This window comes from Sporosarcina pasadenensis (assembly GCF_047228845.1).
Classification (GTDB): domain Bacteria; phylum Bacillota; class Bacilli; order Bacillales_A; family Planococcaceae; genus Sporosarcina.
Genome location: NZ_JBFEGM010000007.1, coordinates 198,184 through 220,552 on the forward strand (window position 1 = coordinate 198,184; position 22,369 = coordinate 220,552).

A 22,369-nucleotide genomic window follows, 5' to 3' on the forward strand; every position below is an offset into this window, starting at 1 on the left:
ACCCTTATGAATACTGGGTATAATTGTCATGGAGAGGTGAGTACAATTAATGAATTATATTTTATTCAGAACGAAATTCAAAAATTGCAGAATGAGATAAATAGATGTCCAGATAGCTTAAGAACCGCAATATCGTCCGATATTCAGTTACTTATGGACGCAATCAAGTTTATTGGTGACCAAAAATAAAGATGGCACTAACCTTTGACTTTTCAAAGTTTAATGCCATCCTTTTTTATACTTTTATGAATTTGCTTCCGTTAGATGGGCATCGAACATATCAATAATCGTGAGGAAATGATCCGCTTCGCGATAAACATGGTCTGCTAGTAATGGATGGATAATACTCTTAATCCTGCATTCTTCGATCAGCTCTCTTGCCGTCTTTTTAAAGTCACGGAGGGAAACGACCGACACGCGATTTTGATCAAGGAATTGATCCAACATCGGAACTGTTTGTGAATACGGTCTCATTCCATCCAGATCTCTTGCCTGGAACAGCAATTCATCAAAGTCATTACTAAAATTCCTTGCCATATCGACTAACTTTCTTTCTGAAGGGTCCAGCAAATGTCCGATGAACTTGGCATGATCAGCCATGATCCGTAAAAAGAACACATTCTCTTTAATGATCGCATCTGCAAGCGGTTGTAATTTACCTTCATTCAACTCAATGAGTCGCTTTCTGAAATAATTGGCTTCCCTACTAATATGGTCTACCAATAGAGGGAAATTGTTTCCGCCGGGCAACTGGCAAGTTAGGATCAACCCTAACACTTTCCGTTTAAAAGCGTAAATATTCGTTGCTGCCATCTGAACTTCCGAATTGAACATTCTAATAGTCATCGGGTCTGTTTGATTCGTAAAAGCATGGGACTGTTGTTCAATCCGTTCAAATATATGATAGAATTGATTCGCTTCTGCGATTAGTTGTGTATCTTCACATCTAAACCCTAACCTCAGAAATAAGGAGTGCTCCTTCATGATTCTTGACCAAAACCGAATTTCCTCTAATGACTTTTCCACAAATTCCGTAGGTGATATGTTCGGACTACCATTTTGATACTCTTCATTCCAATACATACGAATCTCCCCCTTGTATGCATACGTACTGAATCAATCTATTCGGAGTCAAGTTGTCCCTATTCCAAAATTCTTTCGATTGACTAATTTTCAGCATGCACATAGTGAAGATTCTTTTACGAGAATATATTTCTTCTCAATAGGGTCGTTTTATCATCACTTCTCATAAAGTTCAATCCATCTTCCTTCTGGATCGGAAATCCAAACAAAGGTCCCATACTCAGTCTTTTCAGGTTCTTTTAGTAGAGGCACACCAATTTTCTCGAAGTGCTCTATCCATCCTTCTATGTCTTCCACTTGGAAATTTAACATAACAGGCTGTTCTACCGGAAAATAACTACTTCCTTCTTTAAAAAGGGAAAAGACCGTCTCATTATCTGCATCCGGTTTGATAATTGCACCATTCCAATCCCCCATTGAAATACGTAAAGTTTCTTCATACCAATTTTTCAGTTTTTCAATATCCTTCGATCTTAAAAAAACTCCACCAAAACCTTTAATTTTCACAATTCTTTCCCCCAGTCATTTTTTACAAACTTCCATTACAATATAGATTACTTCTACATATCCAACATTAAACCTTCTATAGAAATTGTAGAAGTTGAATTTATTCTTAAAGTAATCATTAAAACAGGCAGCTTTGCTACCCATTCCGGGTAACAAAACTGCCTGTCCGTTTACATTTTATATTGTTTCACTAACCGGTTTAACCGGTGTATGTTTGCTATTGTCTGTTCGGAAGCGGCCTTCCCATTTAGCCATAACAACCGTAGCCAAAGCATTTCCAAGTACGTTGACGACCGTACGACCCATGTCGAGCAGTCGGTCGACACCTGCGATGAACGCAAGTCCTTCCAATGGAATACCGACAGTGCCAAGCGTTGCGAGTAATACGACGAAAGAAACGCCTGGTACACCCGCAATCCCGTTAGAAGTGATCATAAGAACCAATACTAATGTAACTTGCTCCATGATACTCAAGTCTATGCCATACATTTGTGCGATGAAGATCGCCGCAAGTGCTTGGTACAACGTCGAGCCGTCCAAGTTAAAGGAATAGCCCGTTGGAATTACAAATGACACGATATCTCGCGGAGAGCCGAATTTCTCCATCTTTTCCATAAGCTTCGGTAATACAGTTTCAGAGCTCGACGTAGAGTAAGCCAAAATGAGTTCATCTTTTAATAGTTTGATAATGCCGAAGATGCTCGAACCGATCATCTTCGCTATTCCGCCAAGAACAACAATCACGAAGAAAATCATTGTCGCATAAACAAGAATCATTAATTTACCGAGCGGCACTAACGATTCGAGTCCGAATTTCGATACTGTCACACCGATCAAACCGAATACGCCAATTGGTGCAAATTTCATTATTAAGTTCGTTACCCAGAACATGGCGTCTGCTGTGCCTTGGAAAAAGGCAAGCACCGGTTTTCCGCGTTCACCAATTGAAGCGACACCTAGCCCGAACAATACGGAGAAGAAAATAACTGCAAGCATATCGGCTGAAGCCATCGCTTGAATAACATTGCTCGGCACGATGCCAACAAGAACGTCCATGAAGTTTTCGTTCTGCACACTTTCGGTCGTTTGGACATATGAGTCGATATCGCCTTTTGCCAAAGTCGACATGTCAATGCCTTCACCCGGCTTGAAAATATTCGCTGCGGACAACCCAACGATAATCGCGACTAACGAAATGATTTGGAAATAAATCATTGTCTTTCCGCCAAGTTTACCTAATTGCTTCAAATCACCAGTTCCTGCAACACCGACAATCAAAGTTGAGACGATGATCGGTACGACAATCATTTTAATCATATTAATAAAGATTGTACCAAGTGGCTGCAAATAAGTTTCTATTGCGGGGTTTCCATAAAAGATCGCCCCTACGATGATTCCTGCTATTAAACCGACAAGTATTTGATATGCTAATGGAAATTTAAATTTCTTTTTCATCAAAATGACCTCCCTCTTTTGCCATTGAAAGCGTTTTCTCACTTTCAATAGTGTAAGAGAGACTTATCAAATCCGACAAAATCCGACAAACATAAAATTAATTAATTTAAAGGAAAAATGTTCTAAATAAATCAGGTGCTCTTCAAAGATTCTTATATTTTTCTTCCGTTTCAATATAAAGCACTTGAAGGAATTTTTTTATATTAACTTTTACACGTGATGGTGTCGGAAGGTCTGATTCGATTTGTTTCATGCGAAGACGAATGTCCTGAAAGTCGAAATAGCGTGGAGCATAATATTCGAATTGAGGGGAAGTGTAATCGACCACACCCATCGAGGCGAGGTTGTTTATAGCGGCTGCAATAGTACGGCGAATCCGCTGTTCAATCGCTTTACTCTCTTTCGCTACATCGACATCTTCCATTCCCCTAGCAACTCCCTCGTACAATTCTTTCAACGGAGGCAATTGCGGCGACCGATCTTGCCGGTTCATAAGCTTCTCGATGATGGCAACGATGTCATCACTGCCCACTTCACCAATAATCCCCATATCATTTAAAATGAATCGGACAATATCACTCACACTTTGTCGCTTTGTTTGTTCTCCAGATACATCAATATTTGCCAACGATTTCCGAATGATTTGTAAAGACTGTTGAAGTTGATAGCTCTCCTTGGTTTTCGTTAGAACGCTTCGCACTTCCACGCGATTAATTGGCTTATGAATAAAGAACTCTACACCTTTTTCATACGCTTCGCCGACCATTTCCTTATTGACGACTTGGGAAATCATAATGAACTTCCCTTGGAATCCTTGCTTTTTCAATTGTTCCATCGTTTCGATCCCATCTAGCGCTGGCATAAGAAAGTCGATAAGTACAATGTCGGGCTGAGAGGACAATATGGGCGCCAGTGCCTTCACCCCGTTCTCAGCCTCACCGGCCACATATCCAAGCCCGTCCTCTTTTATAACATGTTCAAGCATTTTCCGGCATGCCGAATCATCATCTACGATAAAATAACGCACGATTCATCACCTAATTTTTCGTATAGTATAGGAAGGAATCCGAATATGGAAAACCGTTCCCGTTTCTTCTGTTTCAATATGGACCTCTCCTTGCAGCATTTCAGTAATCTGCTGGACATGGGAAAGACCAATGCCTGTTGCCGCCACTCCTTGTTCATTAAACTTCGTTGTGAAGCCCGGCTCAAACAAAATGGGGATATCTTCTTTTCGAATGCCTTTGCCTGTGTCCTGAATTGCGATATAAAGATTATCCGCTTCTTCGGACACTTCAATGGAAACAGTGCCTGTATGATCAATCGACTCAACCGCATTGGCCGTCACATTATTTAATAAAGCCAATAACGGGATATGCTGATCCGTTTCATAATCGACTGTCATCGTTAGCCGGAAATCAACTGTCCGGTTTAACATGTCACTATATTTCCTATTCGACGTAATAACAAAGTCAAACAGATCAGATAATCGAAAGAGATCAGCGCTCTTTTCTTTAGTAATATTAGACAACCCTGACAGTATACGCTGGGAGTCTTTTTTCACTTCATGAATTTCTTGGGCGATCGCTAGCGCCTGTACACTCAATTCATGCAGATTTTCTTGTTTTAACTTCCGGTATAAATCATGGCTTGAGGCAGTCACTTGCTCGATATGGTTCATCGACTTCTGTAAATAAAGTGACTCCGCATACAAATTCGAACCGATCCCAAGCATTTCCTGCACACGCTTTTTCTGCTCAGACAACATTATTGAACTATACAGCCCTACAACGAAGAAACTACGAAATGTCGCCACACCGCCGATTAACGCCCAGTCTTTCCACATCAAGTCGTAGCTGTTTTGCATGAAAAAACGCATTATGTTTTCCGCACCGTTCCCGACAAACTCAAATAGAGCTGCCCATGAGCCCAACAAAAGCGGAGCTGCTCGATACTTGTCAATACAAATGATATGAAAACCTATCGCAAAAACAACATAATACATTAAGATAGACAGATGATGCTGGAAACTATCCATTAATGAAACAGACGTTGTCATCATTTCAACACAAGTTCTGAAAATAACGACAGTCAAGCCCGTCACAAGCCCCGTCAACGGAAGAGATCCAGCCGGACGGATGAGGAGGAGGAGAAAAAAAGTAATGCTCCCTAAACTAAAACGAAACGACTCTCCATTGAACGGAATAATTTTAAACTCTCCCGCAACCGCCGTCAATAAAGCTGTCAATAACAAGACCGTCATGTCTATTTTATGTTCTTTTTGGGTCAAATGCTTGTTTAACATATAATATCTCCTATTATTAGAAATAATCATCTAGGGGAATTATATCATGGCAAGTATTTAATCGTTGATTAACGTAACATTCAATCAGAAAAAGCGATACAAACATTCGTAGCAATGTTTGTATCGCTTTTCTCTTCTTTAAGCATCATATGCATTTAATGCATTCACACTGTGAGCCAGAGCTGAACCCGCTTTTAATGCAGTTGCCACCAGTATCGATTCTGCTAGTTCTTCCTTCGTTGCGTTTGCTTTCTTTGCACCCTTTGTATGAATGTCAATACAGTACGGGCAACCTGTTGTATGGGCAACAGCGACAGCAATCAATTCCTTTTCTTTTACACTTAATATACTTTCTTTCATTGTTTTTGCATCAAAATCAACAAACGACTTAAAGACATCTCCATTTAGTGTTGAGAATTCCTTTAATCTATTGAAATAAGATGCTTTATATAATTCATCCTCGCCATTTTGATCGTATGCATTTAATGCATTCACTCCGTGAGCAAGAGCCGAGCCTGCCTTTAAGGCCGTAGCGACCAAGATCGCTTCCGCCATTTCTTCTTTCGTAACATCTTCTGCTTTCGCTGCTTTCACATGAATATCGATACAATACGGACAACCTGTTGTATGGGCAACAGCAATGGCAATCAATTCTTTTAATTTCTTAGATAGTTTTCCTTCTGCTAAGGCAAGTTTGTCAAACTGGACAAATGCCTTAAAAGCATCAGGTGCTAGATCACTTAATTCTCCAAGACGATTAAAATATGATTTCCTATACAATTCTTCTTTACTCATCATTATTTCCTCCTCAGTACTATCTTTTAGTTTGTTATTTGCGGGTTAGACATTTACTTTTTGAAGTTCCCTTGCCTTCAATTCCCGTCGAAGGATTTTCCCGCTAATCGGTGTCTTCGGCAATTCCTCAAGAAATTCAATTTCCCTCGGCGCAGCATGAGCAGCAAGCCCACTTCGTACAAAAAGACGTAATTCTTGTAGCAGCGCATCACTTGCTTCAAATCCATCCCGTAAGGCGATAAACGCTTTGACGATTTCTCCTCTTACCGCATCTGGTTTCCCAATGACACCCACCTCTGCAACAGCTGGATGTTCGATCAGTTTACTCTCCACTTCGAACGGTCCAATTCGCTCGCCAGAGGAATTGATCATATCATCGCTCCGGCCTTGGAAGAAGATATAGCCGTTGTCATCGATTGTCGCCAAATCACCGGATACATACCATCCTTCGAACGGGAAGTATGTCGAATACTTAGCAGGGTCGTTCCACACTTCCCTCATTAATGCTGGCCAATTTGCTTTTAAAGCTAAATGACCCACTTCGCCAGGTGCAAGCGTTTCGCCATCATCTCCTAAAATCGCCGCTTCAATCCCCGGAAAAGGTCTACCCATCGAACCCGGAATAATCTTATCGGACGGCAGATTCACAATGAGTTGAGCCCCTGTTTCTGTCATCCACCATGTATCATGAATACGGTTGGACAATGTTTTAATCCCCCAACGAATCACTTCCGGATTTAACGGCTCGCCAACGCTTAAGATATGCCGGATCTTCGACAAATCATAATTCGCTGTCTTATCATCCCCTTCCGCCATCAACATTCTGAAAGCTGTCGGCGCACTATACCAAACTGTTGTACCGGATCTTTCTAACACGGAATACCATTCATCGGCATTAAATCTGCCACCGTGAATGACAATCGTTGTCCGGTTAAGCAATGGAGCGAAAACTCCGTACACCGTTCCTGTTACCCAGCCCGGATGTGCCGTGCACCAATAAACATCATCTTCTTTCAAATCCAATACCCATCTACCTGTAATGTATTGTTGGATCATCACTCGGTGAGCATGGATAATTCCTTTCGGCCGACCTGTCGACCCGCTCGTATAATGAATATTAAGCGCATGGTCCAAATCCACCCACTCGATGATGTTTTTTTCAGCCTTAACAGCTCGTGCTTCCTCAAACAATGAAATTTCATCACCCTTGCATTGTTCGGGCTCCGCCGTTATCCACACCGTTTTCAGTGATGGCAATTCTGCACGCGGCACGCGTTTGATCAACTCAGGCGAAGCGATTAAATAAGCGCCCTCACAATCTGCAATCCGCTCCTTTACTGCATCTTCCATAAACGCTTCAAATAGCGGCCCAACAATAGCACCAAGCTTAATTGCAGCAAGCATTGCGATATGACAATCAGGATGCTTCGGTAAAAAGATAAAGACGAAGTCCCCTTTTTTCACTCCTTTCTTTTTTAATACAGTAGCCCATAGATCTGTTTTCTCTTTCAGTTCGCGATACGTTAGTGTAGACTCTTCTTTTTCACCAAAATAATGTAAAGCGACTTTCTCTCCAAACCCTTCCACGACATGGCGGTCGACACATTCATAGGCCATATTCACCTTTCCAGTAGAAGACCAACTAAAATTTGATTCGATACTTTTCCATGTGAAATCGTTTCTTGAAGGGAGTTCAGCTGTAATGTTGTAATTCCCTTCAGATGGATAAATCACTTCCTCATTAGCCATGTTAGACAACCTCCTTTTCGATATGTAAAAGCTCAAGGATTTCCGCTTTTTTAGCAGCCAAGAACGAATCGCCCCGATTTCTCGGTTTCACTACGTCAATCGACAACTCCGCCTGCAATGTGCCGGGTTGACCTCCGAGGATGAATATTCGATCGCATAAGTAAAGTGCTTCATCGATGTCATGCGTAACGACTACCATCGTTGTTAAACGGTTCTGTTGAATTTTTAACAATAAATCCTGCAATTGCATTTTAGTGAAAGCGTCCAATGCACTAAAAGGTTCATCTAGAAGCAAGACATCCGGCTCGCCAATTAGTGCCCGGGCAATTGCGGTTCGTTGCGCCATTCCTCCAGACAAATCTTTCGGATAATGAGCATCAAAATCAGACAAACCGACAAGATTCAAATACTCATGTACCGTTGCCTGTTTCTCCTTCTCATCTTTCGCACCGAATAAAATATTCTCTTTTACGGTAAGCCAAGGCATTAGTCTCGGTTCTTGAAAGATCATCCCAATTGGCTGTTCCCCCTCACCCAGAAATTCGATTTCCCCCTCATAGTTTTGATCGAGTCCGGACAAAACGCGTAATAATGTACTTTTTCCGCATCCACTCGTTCCTAAGATCCCAACAGTCTCCCCTTCCTTAATGGAAAATGAAATATCTTTGAATCCTGCAAGTCCGTTATTGAACGTCCTTGATGCATGTTCCACCTTCAGCATCGTCATCCCTCCATCATAGTTGGTTTTGTAGATTGTCTTGCCACTTCAATGCACGTGCTTCCAATGACTTCAACAACGAATCGGTTGCTTTCCCTAACAATGCAAATAAAATAATGCTTGCGATAATAAGCTCGGGCGAATACGTATTCTGACCAACGACTAGCAAATACCCAAGCCCTTGACTTGCTCCCATTAGCTCCGCAGCTACGACGAACATCCAGCCTAATCCGACACCACTACGTAGACCGACGAGAAACGAAGGAAGTGAAGCGGGCAAGATGATACGACGAACAATTTGCAACGGAGTAAAATGATAGATCTTACCGACTTCAATTAACTTACGGTCTACACCTTGAATACCTGAGACGATGTTCAGATAGATCGGGAAGAACACACCGACAGCGATTAACATCACTTTTGACGACTCTCCAATACCCATCCATAAGATAAACAACGGAACCCAGGCTAGAGATGGAATTGAGCGAAACGCTTGAATTAATGGATCCATCAACTGCTCAAACCATTTAAAATAACCGACGATGGATCCCAATATAACCGCGGCAATTGTTCCTGCTAGAAATCCGATCATAACCCGAAAGAACGTAATTCCCACATGTCCCCAAAGTGTCCCTTCTTGGGCTAACTCAATAATTTTTTGCAAAATAGTTGTCGGAGCCGGAAAGACATAGGCATCGAGCCAATTGAAACGGACAGCCGCTTCCCAAACGACTAATAGAATGAATGGAATGATCAAGCCAAGAGCTAAACCTCTCACCTTATTTTCAAAGTTAATTTTGACCGATCTTTTTGCTTTTACTTTAAACAATTCTTTTTCGTCAATATTGACCGTCATGTCTATTCCCCCTATTTCATTCGATAACTTTTTTTGCAAATTGATCAGTAATCAATTCTCCTACAATCGTTCGGATATCCACATTCCCTTTAATTACATTTTCTGATTGCAACACTTCACCCGCTGCAGTCAGTTCATCGATTTGTTTCTGTCCAGGGATTGGATCCGAGAAGTCATTACGCTCTAAACTCTTTTTCGCTACTTCCAATTGCATCTCAGCTTCTTTTGCAAGTATGTCGGCTGCCTCATCCGGATTTTCCAAAACCCACTTCCGTGCTTTCTCATACACTTCAATCACTGTTTCAACTACTTCAGGATGTTGTTCAGCAAATTCAGATCTGACATTCAGTGTTCCGTACGTATTTTTTTCATGATCACGTAAAAATAACTTTGCACCAGAATCGACTTCAACTTTTGCCATATGTGGATCTAACCCTGCCCACGCTTCTACTTGACCTGTCAAAAGAGCGTTAGCGCCATCTGAGTGTTGTAAATTTACAATTTCCAAGTCTTTGGACGACAACCCAACTTCTTGTAACGAGCGGAGAAGAAATATATATGGATCCGTCCCTAGCGTTGCAGCCACTTTCTTACCTTTCAATTGTTCTACTGATGTGATGTCCGAATCGCCTGTGGCAACAAGCGCAGTCCATTCCGGCTTCGAATAAATATAGACCGATTCAATGGGTGAACCATTCGACTTGGCGATTAATGCTGCAGCCCCAGCTGTCGAACCGAAGTCGACACTTTTTGAATTTAGAAATTCAAGTGCTTTATTGCTTCCGTGGCTGAGTACCCACTCCACTTCAATCCCTTGTTCCACAAACGCCTCCTCTGCCCAACCAAATTCCTTCAACGCTAGGCTAGTTGGCGAGTAATATGCATAATCCAACACAACTTTTTTCAACTCCACCTTTTCCTTGCCTTCACTGGATGAGCAAGCTGACATCAGAATCGTTATACTGATAACCGTTAATATTAATGCAATCCATTTTTTCATGTTCATTTCCTCCTAAACTCATTTTTATATGGAAAATCAATTTAACCCAATCATTAACTGTTCCTATTGGCATAGTCGGATTTATCTATGCACAAATCCGGTTTTAACTTAATGATTATAAAAAACCCTCTTCAATAAGAAGAGGGCTGCAAAATTCCTCCTCTTATCTTCCAGGCTAAAAACACCTGTAGGATGTAGCACCTTTTCAGATCAATTCATCTGTTGGTTGCCGGGCTTCATCGGGCCTATTCCCTCCGCCACTCTTAATAAGAGATGTATGTAATTGTCAAAATCATTTTCAAAATCTAACTGATTGAAAATTAGTATAAACAGATAAAAATAAATTGTCAACTCATATTTTCATTATTTTAAAATATAGTGCATGCTAATTCAGTTTCATTGACTGCTACGACAGGGATTACACAGTATATTATATTTATTTATTTTTATTCATAATTACTTATAAATTTTCGATGGAACATAAAAAGGGAATCCCGAGGATTCCCTTTTTTACTACTGATCTTAAAGACTGTTTAATTGTATAGCTGATTTAAATAAGACATCTACGGCTGCAAGCATCGTTTCTTCATTGATGTCAAATTGTTCATTATGGTGTCCGGCAGGAAGGTCTGTGCCAAAAATACAATATGTTGCGAGTCCACCATTTTGTTTCACTCGTTCCATGAAATAAGTTGCATCTTCGGAACCAGCCGCGTCATTTGATTCCAAAGCTGTTTCTTTTAACATGGCTGACTCTTCTGCACATCCCTGGAGAATCACTGCCAACTCTTTCGATCCTTGACTACTAAGTGCTTCACCGACTGTATCAATTTGATAATCGACTTGATACATTTGTGCTGCACCTTTAATAATCGCTTCTAACTGACTTTTTATAAATTGATTCACTTCAGAATTTTCCCCGCGTGTTTCTGCTTTTAGAAACGCATAATCTGCGATTATATTTCTTCCTGAACCAGCATGTAATTCACCGACATTAATTCTTGAAATCCCTTTTGAATTCCTAGAGATTGCGTGAATATTTAATGCCGCATTGGCAGCAGCTAACAATGCATTATTTCCTTCTTCAGGTTGTGCTCCTGCATGGGATGCCTTACCTTTGAAAGTGATATCCAGTTTCGATGTGGCCAAGAAACCGTTATTCGAAGCAACGAAATGTTGATGGGGGACCCCTGTCCCAACATGCGAGGCGATGAAATAGTCTACATCATCTACGATTCCAGCACTCGCCATTGATTTCGCGCCGCGTGTTCCCTCCTCAGCAGGTTGAAAGATCAATTTGATTCTCCCTTTTAAGGCTTCTTTATTGTTAGCAATAACTGTCGCCAAACCTAATCCAATTGCTGTATGGGCATCATGACCGCACGCATGCATTTTATGGGGAAGCTTTGATCTGAATCCCTCTTGCTTAGGGAAATGACTGTCCAACTCCGATTCGTTAATATCAAGGGCATCCATATCAAATCGATAGGCGGTTGTTGGTCCTTCTATACCGGTATCCAGTGTTGCAACTATACCAGTATATCCATCGGAAAAGTTTGCAACATAGCCTTGCTTAGCTCCATTCTTGATTGCCCATTGATAATGTGCATTCGTAGCCTGATCATCCGGTTTCCCCATGCAATGATCTACCGACATTACAGATTTCCCCATTGATAATTCAAACCCTAGTTCATCTAGGATAGACGCTACAATCGAAGCCGTTCGCATTTCAAGAAACCCTGTTTCCGGAAATTGGTGAAAATCCCGTCTCCAAGCAATTACTTTTTTCGATAAATCGGAATTAAGATCTAAGACCATCATGTATCAATCTCCCTTATCGTTTATAAGACATGCATCTGCCTAACTTGCTACATTCATGTTAGCATTTATCTTATAGAAATGGTGTAACTCCCGGTCCGAGTGGTAAATTGAAAGTGTAAAAGATTGCAATTAAAATGATCCAAACACCTAAAAATATAAGTGAATACGGTATCATCAGTGACATCAATGTCCCAATGCCAGCCTTTTTATCGTATTTTTGCATAAACGATAGAATCACGACAAGATATGGATTTAATGGCGTCATGATATTAAAAGATGAGTCAGCTACACGATAACCTAATTGTGTGAACGCAGGATGATATCCTAGCTTCATAAACATCGGTACGAATATCGGTGCTTCCAGTGCCCATTTTGCAGAACCTGAAGTAATAAAAAACTCTAATATTGCAGTTAGAAGTATATAGCCGATTATTAGCCACATTCCTGTAAAATTAATTTCAGTAAGGAATTCCGCCCCATTCACTGCTATCCAAATCCCAATATTTGACCAGTTGAAGTAAGCGATAAATTGGGAGATTGCAAATATTAAAACGATATAACCTGATAAGTCTTTGATCGATTCAGCCATATATTTACTTACGTCTTTTGACGTCTTAATTTTCCCTAATGTTATTCCATACGTAACACCAATCGTTAAGAACCAAAACAGAATAATAGGAACGATACCTGATAAGAATGGCGATGGTATCAATCCACCATCTTCACTTCTCAAAGCACTATTTGGCACATTAATTGCAACGATGAGGATTGCTAAATACACTAATCCGGCAATGACGGCATTTCTAAATGCTTTTCCAGCTCTTGGATTTTCTTCGACATCTACGACTACTGCTTCTCCTTGATATTTACCAAGCCTTGGTTCGATGATTTTTTCTGTTATCAATGCACCAACTACCGTTAATACAAAAACAGAAATGATATTGAAATACCAGTTATCCACTGGTGTAACGACTAATGTTTCATCCATAATTTTAGCAGCTTCAGTAGAAATACCCGCTAAAAGAGCGTCAGTTCCAACAATCAATAGGTTCGCTGTAAACCCTGCACCTGCAGAAGCAAATCCAGCCACTAAACCTGCAATCGGATTACGCCCCATTTTGTAGAAGACCATTGCGGCCAATGGGGGAATTAAAATCATCGCTGCATCTGACGCCAAGTTACCCATGATTCCCACAAAAACAACTGCATACGTTACTAATGCACGAGGGGCCTTTAGAATCGTTTTACGAATCGCATAATCCAACAACCCTACTTTTTCAGCTAGTCCAACACCGAGCATCATAGCTAATACTAAGCCTAATGGAGCGAATCCAGTGAAGTTACTAAGCATGGAAGTTAAGATATATTCTAATCCTTCACCAGAAGCCAGATTTTTAATTGGAACTACTTCACCGCTTCCAGGATGGACAACAGAAATACCAAATGAGCTTAGAATAAATGATAATACAATAACAACAACCGCTAAAACTGCAAATAGAATAAAGGGATCAGGTAGTCTATTCCCTAAGATTTCAATCCCATTTAAAAGTTTACCAAAAACACTTTTCTTCTTCGTTTGTGCATTCATATTTTACCCCCTAATCTATTCTTTCCATTTTTTAAGGAGTAATGAAATCGGCAATGCCGATTCCCTCTCCACTTGCATGTATCTTATTGATTTAGTTTTGTTGGTTTGACATCCTTTGGAATCGGACATGTATAAGGATTCTTTGCTTGAAATGCTCGAAATTCCTGCTTCACTTTTTCTAGATCTTCCGGATGATTGATCAGCTGTATGGCAGTTAACGCCATCGCTTCCGCCGCACGAAGCATCCCTTTATGCGCATAGCTGCTAATCCCTTGTGTCGTCATTTGCCATGTATGCAACGGTGTTCCTAATGCAGATGTAGATGCTGTCAACTGAGCAGTTGGAACGACCCAGCTAACGTCAGAAACATCCGTCGATCCTGAAAGCAAGCCATCTCTTTCGCTGTACGGTGAGATTGATTCAGATAAATATTTCCCTTCAAATTCACTTCCATCTCCGGAATACCCGAACCCTTTCAGTAGATCTAAATAATTCTCTTTCTCACCTTGTGTTAATGAATTCCAGATCTTTTCAGCATAAGCTACTTCTTCGTCTGTAGGCGCTTCGATACCAGCTTCTAGTAAATTTTTATGCAGTATTTTTTCTAAACTACGATTTGGAATATAATTAGAACATGCTTTATCGAATTTGATCGTCACTTCTGTTTCTGTCATCATCGCGGCGCCTTTAGCAATTTTGCATACCCTTTTATAAATATCATCTACTTCGTTAACTTTTGGCGAGCGAATTAAGTAGAGCACCTCTGCTTCCGCTTGGACAACATTAGGTGAGGTTCCCCCTGTGTTTGTTACCGCATAATGTATCCTTGCTTCCGGAATGACATGTTCCCGAAGGTAGTTAACACCCACGTTCATCAATTCGACAGCGTCCAATGCACTTCTGCCTAGATGTGGAGAATTAGCGGCATGGGAAGATATCCCTTTAAAGTGAAAAGACACTTGGTAGTTTGCCAAACTTGAAAAGCCCATAATACTGTTGCCTGGGGATGGATGCCAAGTCAGTGCAGTATCCACACCTTCAAAAACACCTTCCCGAACCATAAAGGTTTTCCCTGAGCCGCCCTCTTCTCCAGGACAGCCGAAAAACTTTACAGTACCGGATATTCCGTTCTCTTCGAGGTACCGCTTTGTTGCACATGCGGCTGCAAATGCACCTGTTCCAAGTAAATTGTGTCCGCATCCATGTCCATTGCTAGTTTCCCATGGTTCATAAGCTGTCTTGTTCGGTTCTTGACTTAATCCCGAAAGCGCATCAAATTCTCCTAAGAAACCAATGACTGGTTTCCCACTTCCAAAAGTAGCCACACATGCTGTTTCGATACCAGCAACGCCACGTTCCACGGTGAACCCTTCTTTTTCACATGCATTTGCTAGAAATTCGGATGAGGCGTATTCTTCAAACCTTGTTTCCGGGTGATTGAAAATATATTCACTCACCTCTTCAAATTTCGTTTTATTTTTCACCAAGTAATCCTTCGTAAATTTACTTACCGTTGACAAGATGATTACCTCCTAAAACAATGTATGCGCTTTCTTTTCCTCGTTTAAAAACTTAAACGTGTAAACCCAACCGGCTGATTAATAATTGTTGTTACATTTAGTACTAATAAATTTTCTTGTAAATATGATGATAATTGTTTCTATCCTTCTCCACTTTTCTTCCAATATCTCTATATTAACTTGTTATAGTGAACCCATTGAATAGAACGATAATAGGAGTATACATGATTTTATTATTACTGCCTAGTACAATAATATATTGGTGAAAATAACTTTTTTTCCCTAGTAATTTATTATTAATTTAATTCTATATTCAGAATGAATAGAGTTTACACTCTTCACCCCCCAAAAAAAGATGACCGTAAACGTTGAATTACAACATTTAAGGTCATCTTCTAAGTTAAATTTCAAATGCAGCATAACTACTCTCGTCTTCGAAATCTTTCATAATGACAACTTTATCCGAAAACAATTCCACTGTATTTACGTGGCCACCTAAAATAAAGGACAGGACATTAAAGGCTTTCTCTTTTTTCTTCTTATTGAACTCTTCAAGAAATGAATCATTTATCTCGTCCTCACCGTCTGTAACAAATATAACATCCGCTTCTTTAAAACGGCTTTCATTAATTACGCTTAGTGATCTACTTAGAGGTAGGGCAAAATTCGTTCCACCACTTAGGAATATTTGTGCCAAATTCACCAAATCCGAGCTCTTTACTTTTCCTTTTTCATATTTAAAGACTTGTATATGAGTTGAAAATAAGATCAAACAAAAATCCCTTCTCTGTCTTCTAGCAATCGACATAAGGGCTAATGTAAACCCTTTAGCTTGAGTATCGTGGCTTCGCATACTACTTGACTGATCCAAGCAAAGAATGATTGGTCCTTTCCCAAGTACCTCCCTTCCCTCCTGTACATACATCATTGTCTGTCCTTCAATAAACCTACGGAGAAAGTCGTTCTTAGTTGTTGGATGCGTGTACAATCCTAGCTCTATTGGCAACAGCCGTTCAATATCGGTGCCAATTGTGACTCCACTTCTATTGACTGCCTCATTATATTTCGTCTTCTGCTTTTTACGGGCTACCTGTTTGAACCGACCTGCCCATTCCGCAATTTCTTTCATCTTTTTATTAGAAGCAATTTTTTCCGCTAATGAGATTTGGTCTCGTAAAGGAACCTTTTTCAGGTCTCCATCTCCTCTGCCCGATCTAATGCCGCCAAGTAACGATATGAGACCATCCTTCACCTGCTTTGTTTCCTGAATGGCTTGTACCATTGCTTGCGAAAAACTCTCACTGTTGATACGAAGTATCTGTTGCAATTTCTCATCAAGTTTAGTCATCAATTCTGTAAAATTCTCATCAGTTTCGTGGCTTTCACTTCTAGTCTCTTCTTGCCAATCGTGCCTTCGAAGTTGCCTATGCATTTCGAGAATTCCCTCTAACTGCTTTTGTAAGTCTTCATCGTCCTTTTTTTGCTCAGCGAGCCATTGGTTCGTCTTCTCTCCGAACTTCACCGTGCCGATAGCTGACGACAAATCATCTAAACGAGTGAAGCTGCGAAAGGTTACAAAGCTTTCTTCCGCCATGATTCTTTCCATCAGTGACTTATTAACCTCTAGATCAATGTCTACTTGTCCGGTAATTTCAGGTTTCATCTTATATAAGGATGCCCAGATGTCAGCGAGCAATGACTCGAACATCGGCAGCTCACCTTCGCCTCTTAATCTTTGTAGACCCGATGACATTTCAAAAATTTCTCTGAAACGTCTTTTATCGAATGCGTCAGTATTCAATACTGATCGATTGGCATTGTGACTTTTACGTCTCTTCACAAAGAACACTCCCTGTCACATTTTAAAAAAGGTGCTAGTGTTGGATCCCTTCTTTTCAGTTCGAGATTCAAAATACCACGGCTCTAATATTTTATTCAAGATCTCATGTTCCATCGAGGTCACTTTATCAAGTAAGGTGTCAATATCAGCATTCCGACTATGATAGTCACTTTTGAGCTTGTTCAAATCAGCCACTAAGGCTTTCATTTTTTGAGTCGCCTCCATTCCAGCCTCAGGTGTTTGGTCCTGCAGTATGGAGTAGAACACTTCATTTGCTTCATTTTGTATGGAAGAGAGAATTTGCGTAACAGCATCTTGTGCATGATTGCGAATAATGGAAGATACAGCATCTTTTTGGTCCACCGTTTCCCAAAGCACATTTTCAAGGATGACAATATCAGATACCTTCACATCCTGCCTTTGGCTTAGTAACGCCTTCGCTTGTAGTATCGATAGAGACTGTTTAAACCGCCTATCAGAAGGGCGTATCCCTTCGTCACGTAATTCATTGCGGATTTCCGAAAGTTTTTCATACACGTCGTCCGGAATTGGTACAATGTCCGTTAAAAACTGAAGTTGAAGTAATTCTTCCATCGTCATGGAAGGCATGACGAGACCCTGAGCGGTTCCCTTCATCATGGAAATAAAATTTGTTTCATCGGCAATGTAATCTAGCTCGAACCGAAGTAAGAACCTGTCGAAAAGAGCTTCCAGCCCTTCCCCTTCTTCAGGATATTCGTTTGAAGCTCCAATAACCGATAGTAAAGGAGCTTTTACTGGCGTTCCGTTATTATAAAAGATCCGTTCGTTTATAAGTGTCAGTAAACTATTCAAGATTGCCGAATTCGCTTTAAATATCTCATCCAGGAAAACAAGATTCGCTTCTGGCATTTTAGTTCTTGTGTTTCGCTTGTATATTCCTTTTTCAAGGTCTTTTAATGACAACGGTCCAAACACTTCTTCTGGTGTACTGAACCTCGTTAATAACCATTGGAAGTATTCTGTTCCTTGTACGATTTTAGCTAACTCAATTGCCAATGCAGATTTCGCAGTTCCGGCAGGTCCAATCATGAGCATATGTTGTCTCGAGAGCAGAGCGACAAGAATCCCCTCAACCTCGTTCTCCCGTTCAAAATACTTCGCATTGAGTGCCAGTCTAATTTCCTCTAACTTTGTCAAATGAGCAATGGTCATTGTATATAACTCCTTACTTTGTAATGTAATAAAATAAAGGAAATTTCCTATTCTCCTCAGAAAGATAATTTCTTTACATTACAGTTTGAAGGATACTGGGTCATTTTAATCTGTCGACGACAAAATTTTCATCATAGACAGCATAAAAAAAGCGCTTAAACGTTGGTATAATAACGTTTAAGCGCTTTTTCTTTAAGAAAGTCTTAAATCGACCGTTCAATCATCATGTTCTTTCCACTTATGTTTTTTCTCTTTTTCTTTTTCTCTTTTCTTCTTATCTTTCTCTTTTTTCTTCTCTCTCTTCTCTCTTTCCTTCTCGTCTTTCTTCTCTCTTTTTTTCCGTTCTTTCTCTTTTTTCTTCTCCTGGTTCCTTTTCTCTTTTTCTTGTTTTTGCTCTTTCTTCTTCAACTTTTCTTTCTGTTCCTCTAGCTCTTTTTGCTTTTTCGCGATTAATGGTAAATCAAATTTCTTCGTAGGTAATTCACTGATCGATTTTGATAGGACTTGCCCGAAAATTGGCGGCACTGTGAAACTACTAGTCGATGTTAAGTAATGTTCGGAATCCGTTTTATCATAGCCTAACCAAACTGCCCCCACGATGTCTGGAGTATATCCAACAAACCAATGATCCTTTGATCCATCGACACCAGTGATTGGCAGCTGAGTGGTGCCTGTTTTACCGGCAACTTCCATCCCTGATATTTGAGCTTTCTGAGCAGTACCAACTTCGACTGCACCTTGCAGCATATAGGTCATTTGCTGGGCAACTTCCGCTTCTGTAACTTCTACGGATTGTTCACGCCATTTTCCAATGACTTCGCCTTCTGAATCCTTTATTTCTACAATAGCATGGGCTTCCATCATGACCCCATCATTCGCAAATGCGGAAAAAGCTTGAGCCATTCGCAGGGGTGAAGTACCTTTGTGCAAGCCTCCTAGTGCCAGGCCAAGATTATGGTCTTGTTCTTCCAATTGGATGCCGAACCGCTCTACCGTACGCACTCCAGTTTCAATTCCGATGTTATTCAAGAGCCAGACGGGAGGGATATTATACGATTGAGTGACTGCATCGTACATTGTCACTTGCCCTCTGAATTTATGATCGAAATTTTTCGGTGAATATCCATTAATGTTAATCGGTTCGTCAACGAGCATATCCGAAATTTGATAACCTTGCTCGAGCGCTGCAGTGTATACAAGTGGTTTCAAGGTCGATCCCGGTTGTCTGACGAGCTGGGTCGCATTATTAAAACGTCCATACGTATATTCTCCCCTGCCCCCAACCAAGGCACTAATCCCACCCGTTTTAGGATTCAAGAAGACCGAACCGCTTTGAATGAGTTGATTGGGCTTACTCTCTGGAAAATAGCGATCATCTTGATAGACTTCTTCAAGGGCATCTTGGATGACGGGATTTAACTCTGTATAAATATGGAGTCCCCCAGATAGCACTTCATTTTTCGTTAGATCGTACTTGTTGACAGCCTCGTCGATAATGTAGTCAATATAATATGGATATTTGCCTTTATAATTCGGCATTGTTGAATCGGCTAACACAATTTCTTGTCCGATCGCTTCCTCGAACTCCGCTTGACTTATATACTCTTCATTTTTCATTAATGATAAAACAATGTTGCGTCGTTCCACCGACTTCTCCAAGTTTTTATAAGGAGATAAATGAGTAGGTGCTTTAATCAATCCTGCTAATGTAGCAGATTCGCTTAACGTTAATTCACTTACATCTTTGCCAAAATAGACTTCCGCGGCTCGTTGAACACCCCATGCCCCTTCGCCAAAATAGATTTGATTCAGGTAGCGTTCCATAATGTCATCTTTTGAATACGTTCGCTCAATTTTCTTCGCGATAAGCAATTCCTTGAATTTACGAGAGTATGTACGTTCCTGCGTTAAAAATACATTTTTTGAAAGCTGTTGAGTGATTGTACTTCCCCCAGCAACAACTTCACCTTTTAACGTGTTTTGAGTAAATGCCCGCGCAATCCCGAAATAATTAATCCCACCATGTTTGTAAAACTGTTGATCCTCAACAGAGATTACTGCTTCAATTAGCTCTTTTGGGATTTGGTCTAAACGTACACCTTCAATATTGGAATTCGAAATTTTACTAACAATCTCTCCGTTTTGATCGTAAATTAACGTCGGTCTCGGTTCAGGTTCTTCTAGTTTACTAACATCACTTGAGGAAATTAATAAATTCACCATGACCAAACCACAAATCGCCACTACTACCATTCCGAATAATAGGATTCGGATAGGTTTTTTTAAGGCAAACCATTTCTTCCCTCTATTTAATTGTTTTTGCTGCTTCCTACGTTCCATTCTACTCAAATGAATCCCACCTTCTTCAATCACAGATTACAGAGTTTAATAAAACAGAAAAAATCCTATCAAGTTTATAAATAACTTGATAGGATTTTTTTCTTGTATGACCCCTACGGGATTCGAACCCGTGTTACCGCCGTGAAAGGGCGGTGTCTTAACCGCTTGACCAAGGGGCCGAACTTATGGCGGAGAAGGAGGGATTCGAACCCTCGCACCGCTTACGCGATCTATGCCCTTAGCAGGGGCACCTCTTGAGCCACTTGAGTACTTCCCCAAGTTATTGGCTCCGCAGGTAGGATTCGAACCTACGACCGATCGGTTAACAGCCGATTGCTCTACCACTGAGCTACTGCGGAATGGTGGGCCTAAGTGGACTCGAACCACCGACCTCACGCTTATCAGGCGTGCGCTCTAACCAGCTGAGCTATAGGCCCATGGAGCGGGTGAAGGGAATCGAACCCTCATCATCAGCTTGGAAGGCTGAGGTTTTACCACTAAACTACACCCGCAAAGAATGGTGGCTCAGGACGGAATCGAACCGCCGACACAAGGATTTTCAGTCCTTTGCTCTACCGACTGAGCTACTGAGCCACATATATATGTAATAGTTAAGAAATGGCGGTCCCGACCGGGATCGAACCGGCGATCTCCTGCGTGACAGGCAGGCATGTTAACCGCTACACCACGGGACCATTTGGTTGCGGGGGCAGGATTTGAACCTGCGACCTTCGGGTTATGAGCCCGACGAGCTACCACTGCTCCACCCCGCGATAATGTTAGTAGTAGGAATTTTAAATCCTACGCATTCAGTTTGCTGTGGGACTTTGTTGTAATTTCCTTTTAGGAAATTACACAAATCACATTCGGTGTGATGTGATTTGCTCCACCCCGCGATAATGTTAGTAGTAGGAACTCTAAATCCTACATAATCAGTTTTCATACCATTATTGTTGTTTTTCAAAAAAATGGCGGAGGAAGAGGGATTCGAACCCCCGCGGGCTTTAACACCCCTGTCGGTTTTCAAGACCGATCCCTTCAGCCAGGCTTGGGTATTCCTCCACGAAAAACATAGTTACTGGTAATGGTGAGCCATGCAGGATTCGAACCTGCGACCCTCTGATTAAAAGTCAGATGCTCTACCGACTGAGCTAATGGCTCATAAAAATGGTGCCGGCGATAGGAGTCGAACCCACGACCTACTGATTACAAGTCAGTTGCTCTACCAACTGAGCTACACCGGCAAATCATTAGTATTAGTATGTATGGTGGAGGATGACGGGTTCGAACCGCCGACCCCCTGCTTGTAAGGCAGGTGCTCTCCCAGCTGAGCTAATCCTCCATGTTAAAAATGCAATAGACTTCGCACTACTGTGTCATCTTCACTAGTTCAGTCAGTCACGTATGCTTGAACGCTTCTTTCTTATGTAATGAAAATGGCTGGCCCGGCGACGTCCTACTCTCACAGGGGGAAGCCCCCTACTACCATCGGCGCTGAAGAGCTTAACTTCCGTGTTCGGTATGGGAACGGGTGTGACCTCTTCGCCTTCGTCACCAGACTATGTATGAACGATGCTTGTTCGTTCAAAACCGGATAA

Annotated in this window: 16 protein-coding genes, 12 tRNA genes, 1 rRNA gene and 1 riboswitch; all 29 genes read right to left on the reverse strand. The window is 41.1% G+C overall.

The window, feature by feature from the left end:
* Positions 1-243: 243 nt before the first annotated feature.
* The 29 genes from AB1K89_RS11715 to rrf all read right to left on the reverse strand — a co-directional run bounded on the left by AB1K89_RS11715 (position 244) and on the right by rrf (position 22,330).
* Positions 244-1,083 carry a DUF2935 domain-containing protein gene (locus AB1K89_RS11715; RefSeq protein WP_413054905.1) on the reverse strand — a complete coding sequence of 280 codons (840 nt, stop codon included), beginning with the start codon at positions 1,081-1,083 and terminating at the stop codon, positions 244-246.
* 156 nt (positions 1,084-1,239) lie between these two features.
* Positions 1,240-1,590: a VOC family protein gene (locus AB1K89_RS11720; protein ID WP_413054906.1), complete on the reverse strand. Its 351-nt coding sequence runs from the start codon at positions 1,588-1,590 to the stop codon at positions 1,240-1,242.
* 177 nt (positions 1,591-1,767) lie between these two features.
* The gene (locus AB1K89_RS11725) at positions 1,768-3,045 is read right to left on the reverse strand and encodes a cation:dicarboxylate symporter family transporter (RefSeq protein WP_413054907.1); all 1,278 of its coding nucleotides are present in this window, start codon (positions 3,043-3,045) and stop codon (positions 1,768-1,770) included.
* 142 nt (positions 3,046-3,187) lie between these two features.
* Complete coding sequence (locus tag AB1K89_RS11730; RefSeq protein WP_413054908.1) at positions 3,188-4,072, reverse strand: response regulator; 885 nt, start codon at positions 4,070-4,072, stop codon at positions 3,188-3,190.
* A 6-nt stretch (positions 4,073-4,078) separates the two neighbouring features.
* A complete protein-coding gene (locus tag AB1K89_RS11735) occupies positions 4,079-5,350 on the reverse strand; it encodes a sensor histidine kinase (protein WP_413054909.1) in 1,272 nt (423 codons plus the stop codon).
* Positions 5,351-5,488: 138 nt separating this feature from the next.
* Positions 5,489-6,145, reverse strand: coding sequence for a carboxymuconolactone decarboxylase family protein (locus AB1K89_RS11740; RefSeq protein ID WP_413054910.1), 657 nt, complete (start codon positions 6,143-6,145; stop codon positions 5,489-5,491).
* A gap of 45 nt (positions 6,146-6,190) precedes the next feature.
* The gene (gene acsA / locus AB1K89_RS11745; protein ID WP_413054911.1) at positions 6,191-7,894 is read right to left on the reverse strand and encodes an acetate--CoA ligase; all 1,704 of its coding nucleotides are present in this window, start codon (positions 7,892-7,894) and stop codon (positions 6,191-6,193) included.
* A 1-nt stretch (position 7,895) separates the two neighbouring features.
* A complete protein-coding gene (locus tag AB1K89_RS11750) occupies positions 7,896-8,615 on the reverse strand; it encodes an ABC transporter ATP-binding protein (RefSeq protein WP_413054912.1) in 720 nt (239 codons plus the stop codon).
* 13 nt (positions 8,616-8,628) lie between these two features.
* Entirely contained in the window at positions 8,629-9,468 is an 840-nt protein-coding gene (locus AB1K89_RS11755; RefSeq protein ID WP_413054913.1) for an ABC transporter permease, read from the reverse strand.
* 16 nt (positions 9,469-9,484) lie between these two features.
* Positions 9,485-10,468: an aliphatic sulfonate ABC transporter substrate-binding protein gene (locus AB1K89_RS11760; protein WP_413054914.1), complete on the reverse strand. Its 984-nt coding sequence runs from the start codon at positions 10,466-10,468 to the stop codon at positions 9,485-9,487.
* Positions 10,469-10,628: 160 nt separating this feature from the next.
* Positions 10,629-10,741, reverse strand: a riboswitch (SAM riboswitch).
* Between the two features lie 249 nt (positions 10,742-10,990).
* Positions 10,991-12,289 carry an amidohydrolase gene (locus AB1K89_RS11765; RefSeq protein WP_413054915.1) on the reverse strand — a complete coding sequence of 433 codons (1,299 nt, stop codon included), beginning with the start codon at positions 12,287-12,289 and terminating at the stop codon, positions 10,991-10,993.
* Positions 12,290-12,359: 70 nt separating this feature from the next.
* Positions 12,360-13,877: an AbgT family transporter gene (locus AB1K89_RS11770; RefSeq protein ID WP_413054916.1), complete on the reverse strand. Its 1,518-nt coding sequence runs from the start codon at positions 13,875-13,877 to the stop codon at positions 12,360-12,362.
* An 83-nt stretch (positions 13,878-13,960) separates the two neighbouring features.
* Entirely contained in the window at positions 13,961-15,397 is a 1,437-nt protein-coding gene (locus tag AB1K89_RS11775) for a M20 family metallopeptidase (protein WP_413054917.1), read from the reverse strand.
* 400 nt (positions 15,398-15,797) lie between these two features.
* On the reverse strand, positions 15,798-17,237 hold the full coding sequence (locus AB1K89_RS11780; protein ID WP_413054918.1) for a vWA domain-containing protein: 1,440 nt from the start codon (positions 17,235-17,237) through the stop codon (positions 15,798-15,800).
* Positions 17,238-17,252: 15 nt separating this feature from the next.
* Positions 17,253-18,431 (reverse strand): AAA family ATPase, encoded by a 1,179-nt coding sequence (locus AB1K89_RS11785; protein ID WP_413054919.1) that lies wholly within the window; start codon positions 18,429-18,431, stop codon positions 17,253-17,255.
* Positions 18,432-18,647: 216 nt separating this feature from the next.
* Entirely contained in the window at positions 18,648-20,771 is a 2,124-nt protein-coding gene (locus tag AB1K89_RS11790; RefSeq protein ID WP_413054925.1) for a transglycosylase domain-containing protein, read from the reverse strand.
* A 107-nt stretch (positions 20,772-20,878) separates the two neighbouring features.
* Positions 20,879-20,950 (reverse strand) — tRNA-Glu (locus AB1K89_RS11795).
* 7 nt (positions 20,951-20,957) lie between these two features.
* Positions 20,958-21,048: transfer RNA gene (locus AB1K89_RS11800), tRNA-Ser, on the reverse strand.
* A gap of 7 nt (positions 21,049-21,055) precedes the next feature.
* Positions 21,056-21,130 (reverse strand) — tRNA-Asn (locus AB1K89_RS11805).
* A 1-nt stretch (position 21,131) separates the two neighbouring features.
* Positions 21,132-21,208, reverse strand: a tRNA-Ile gene (locus AB1K89_RS11810).
* Between the two features lies 1 nt (position 21,209).
* Positions 21,210-21,283, reverse strand: a tRNA-Gly gene (locus tag AB1K89_RS11815).
* Between the two features lie 6 nt (positions 21,284-21,289).
* Positions 21,290-21,365, reverse strand: a tRNA-Phe gene (locus AB1K89_RS11820).
* 25 nt (positions 21,366-21,390) lie between these two features.
* Positions 21,391-21,466 (reverse strand) — tRNA-Asp (locus AB1K89_RS11825).
* Positions 21,467-21,469: 3 nt separating this feature from the next.
* Positions 21,470-21,544, reverse strand: a tRNA-Met gene (locus AB1K89_RS11830).
* A 196-nt stretch (positions 21,545-21,740) separates the two neighbouring features.
* A tRNA-Ser gene (locus AB1K89_RS11835) sits at positions 21,741-21,833 on the reverse strand.
* 23 nt (positions 21,834-21,856) lie between these two features.
* A tRNA-Lys gene (locus AB1K89_RS11840) sits at positions 21,857-21,932 on the reverse strand.
* A gap of 7 nt (positions 21,933-21,939) precedes the next feature.
* Positions 21,940-22,015: transfer RNA gene (locus tag AB1K89_RS11845), tRNA-Thr, on the reverse strand.
* 22 nt (positions 22,016-22,037) lie between these two features.
* Positions 22,038-22,113, reverse strand: a tRNA-Val gene (locus AB1K89_RS11850).
* A gap of 101 nt (positions 22,114-22,214) precedes the next feature.
* Positions 22,215-22,330: ribosomal RNA gene (gene rrf / locus AB1K89_RS11855) — 5S ribosomal RNA — on the reverse strand.
* Positions 22,331-22,369: the final 39 nt, after the last annotated feature.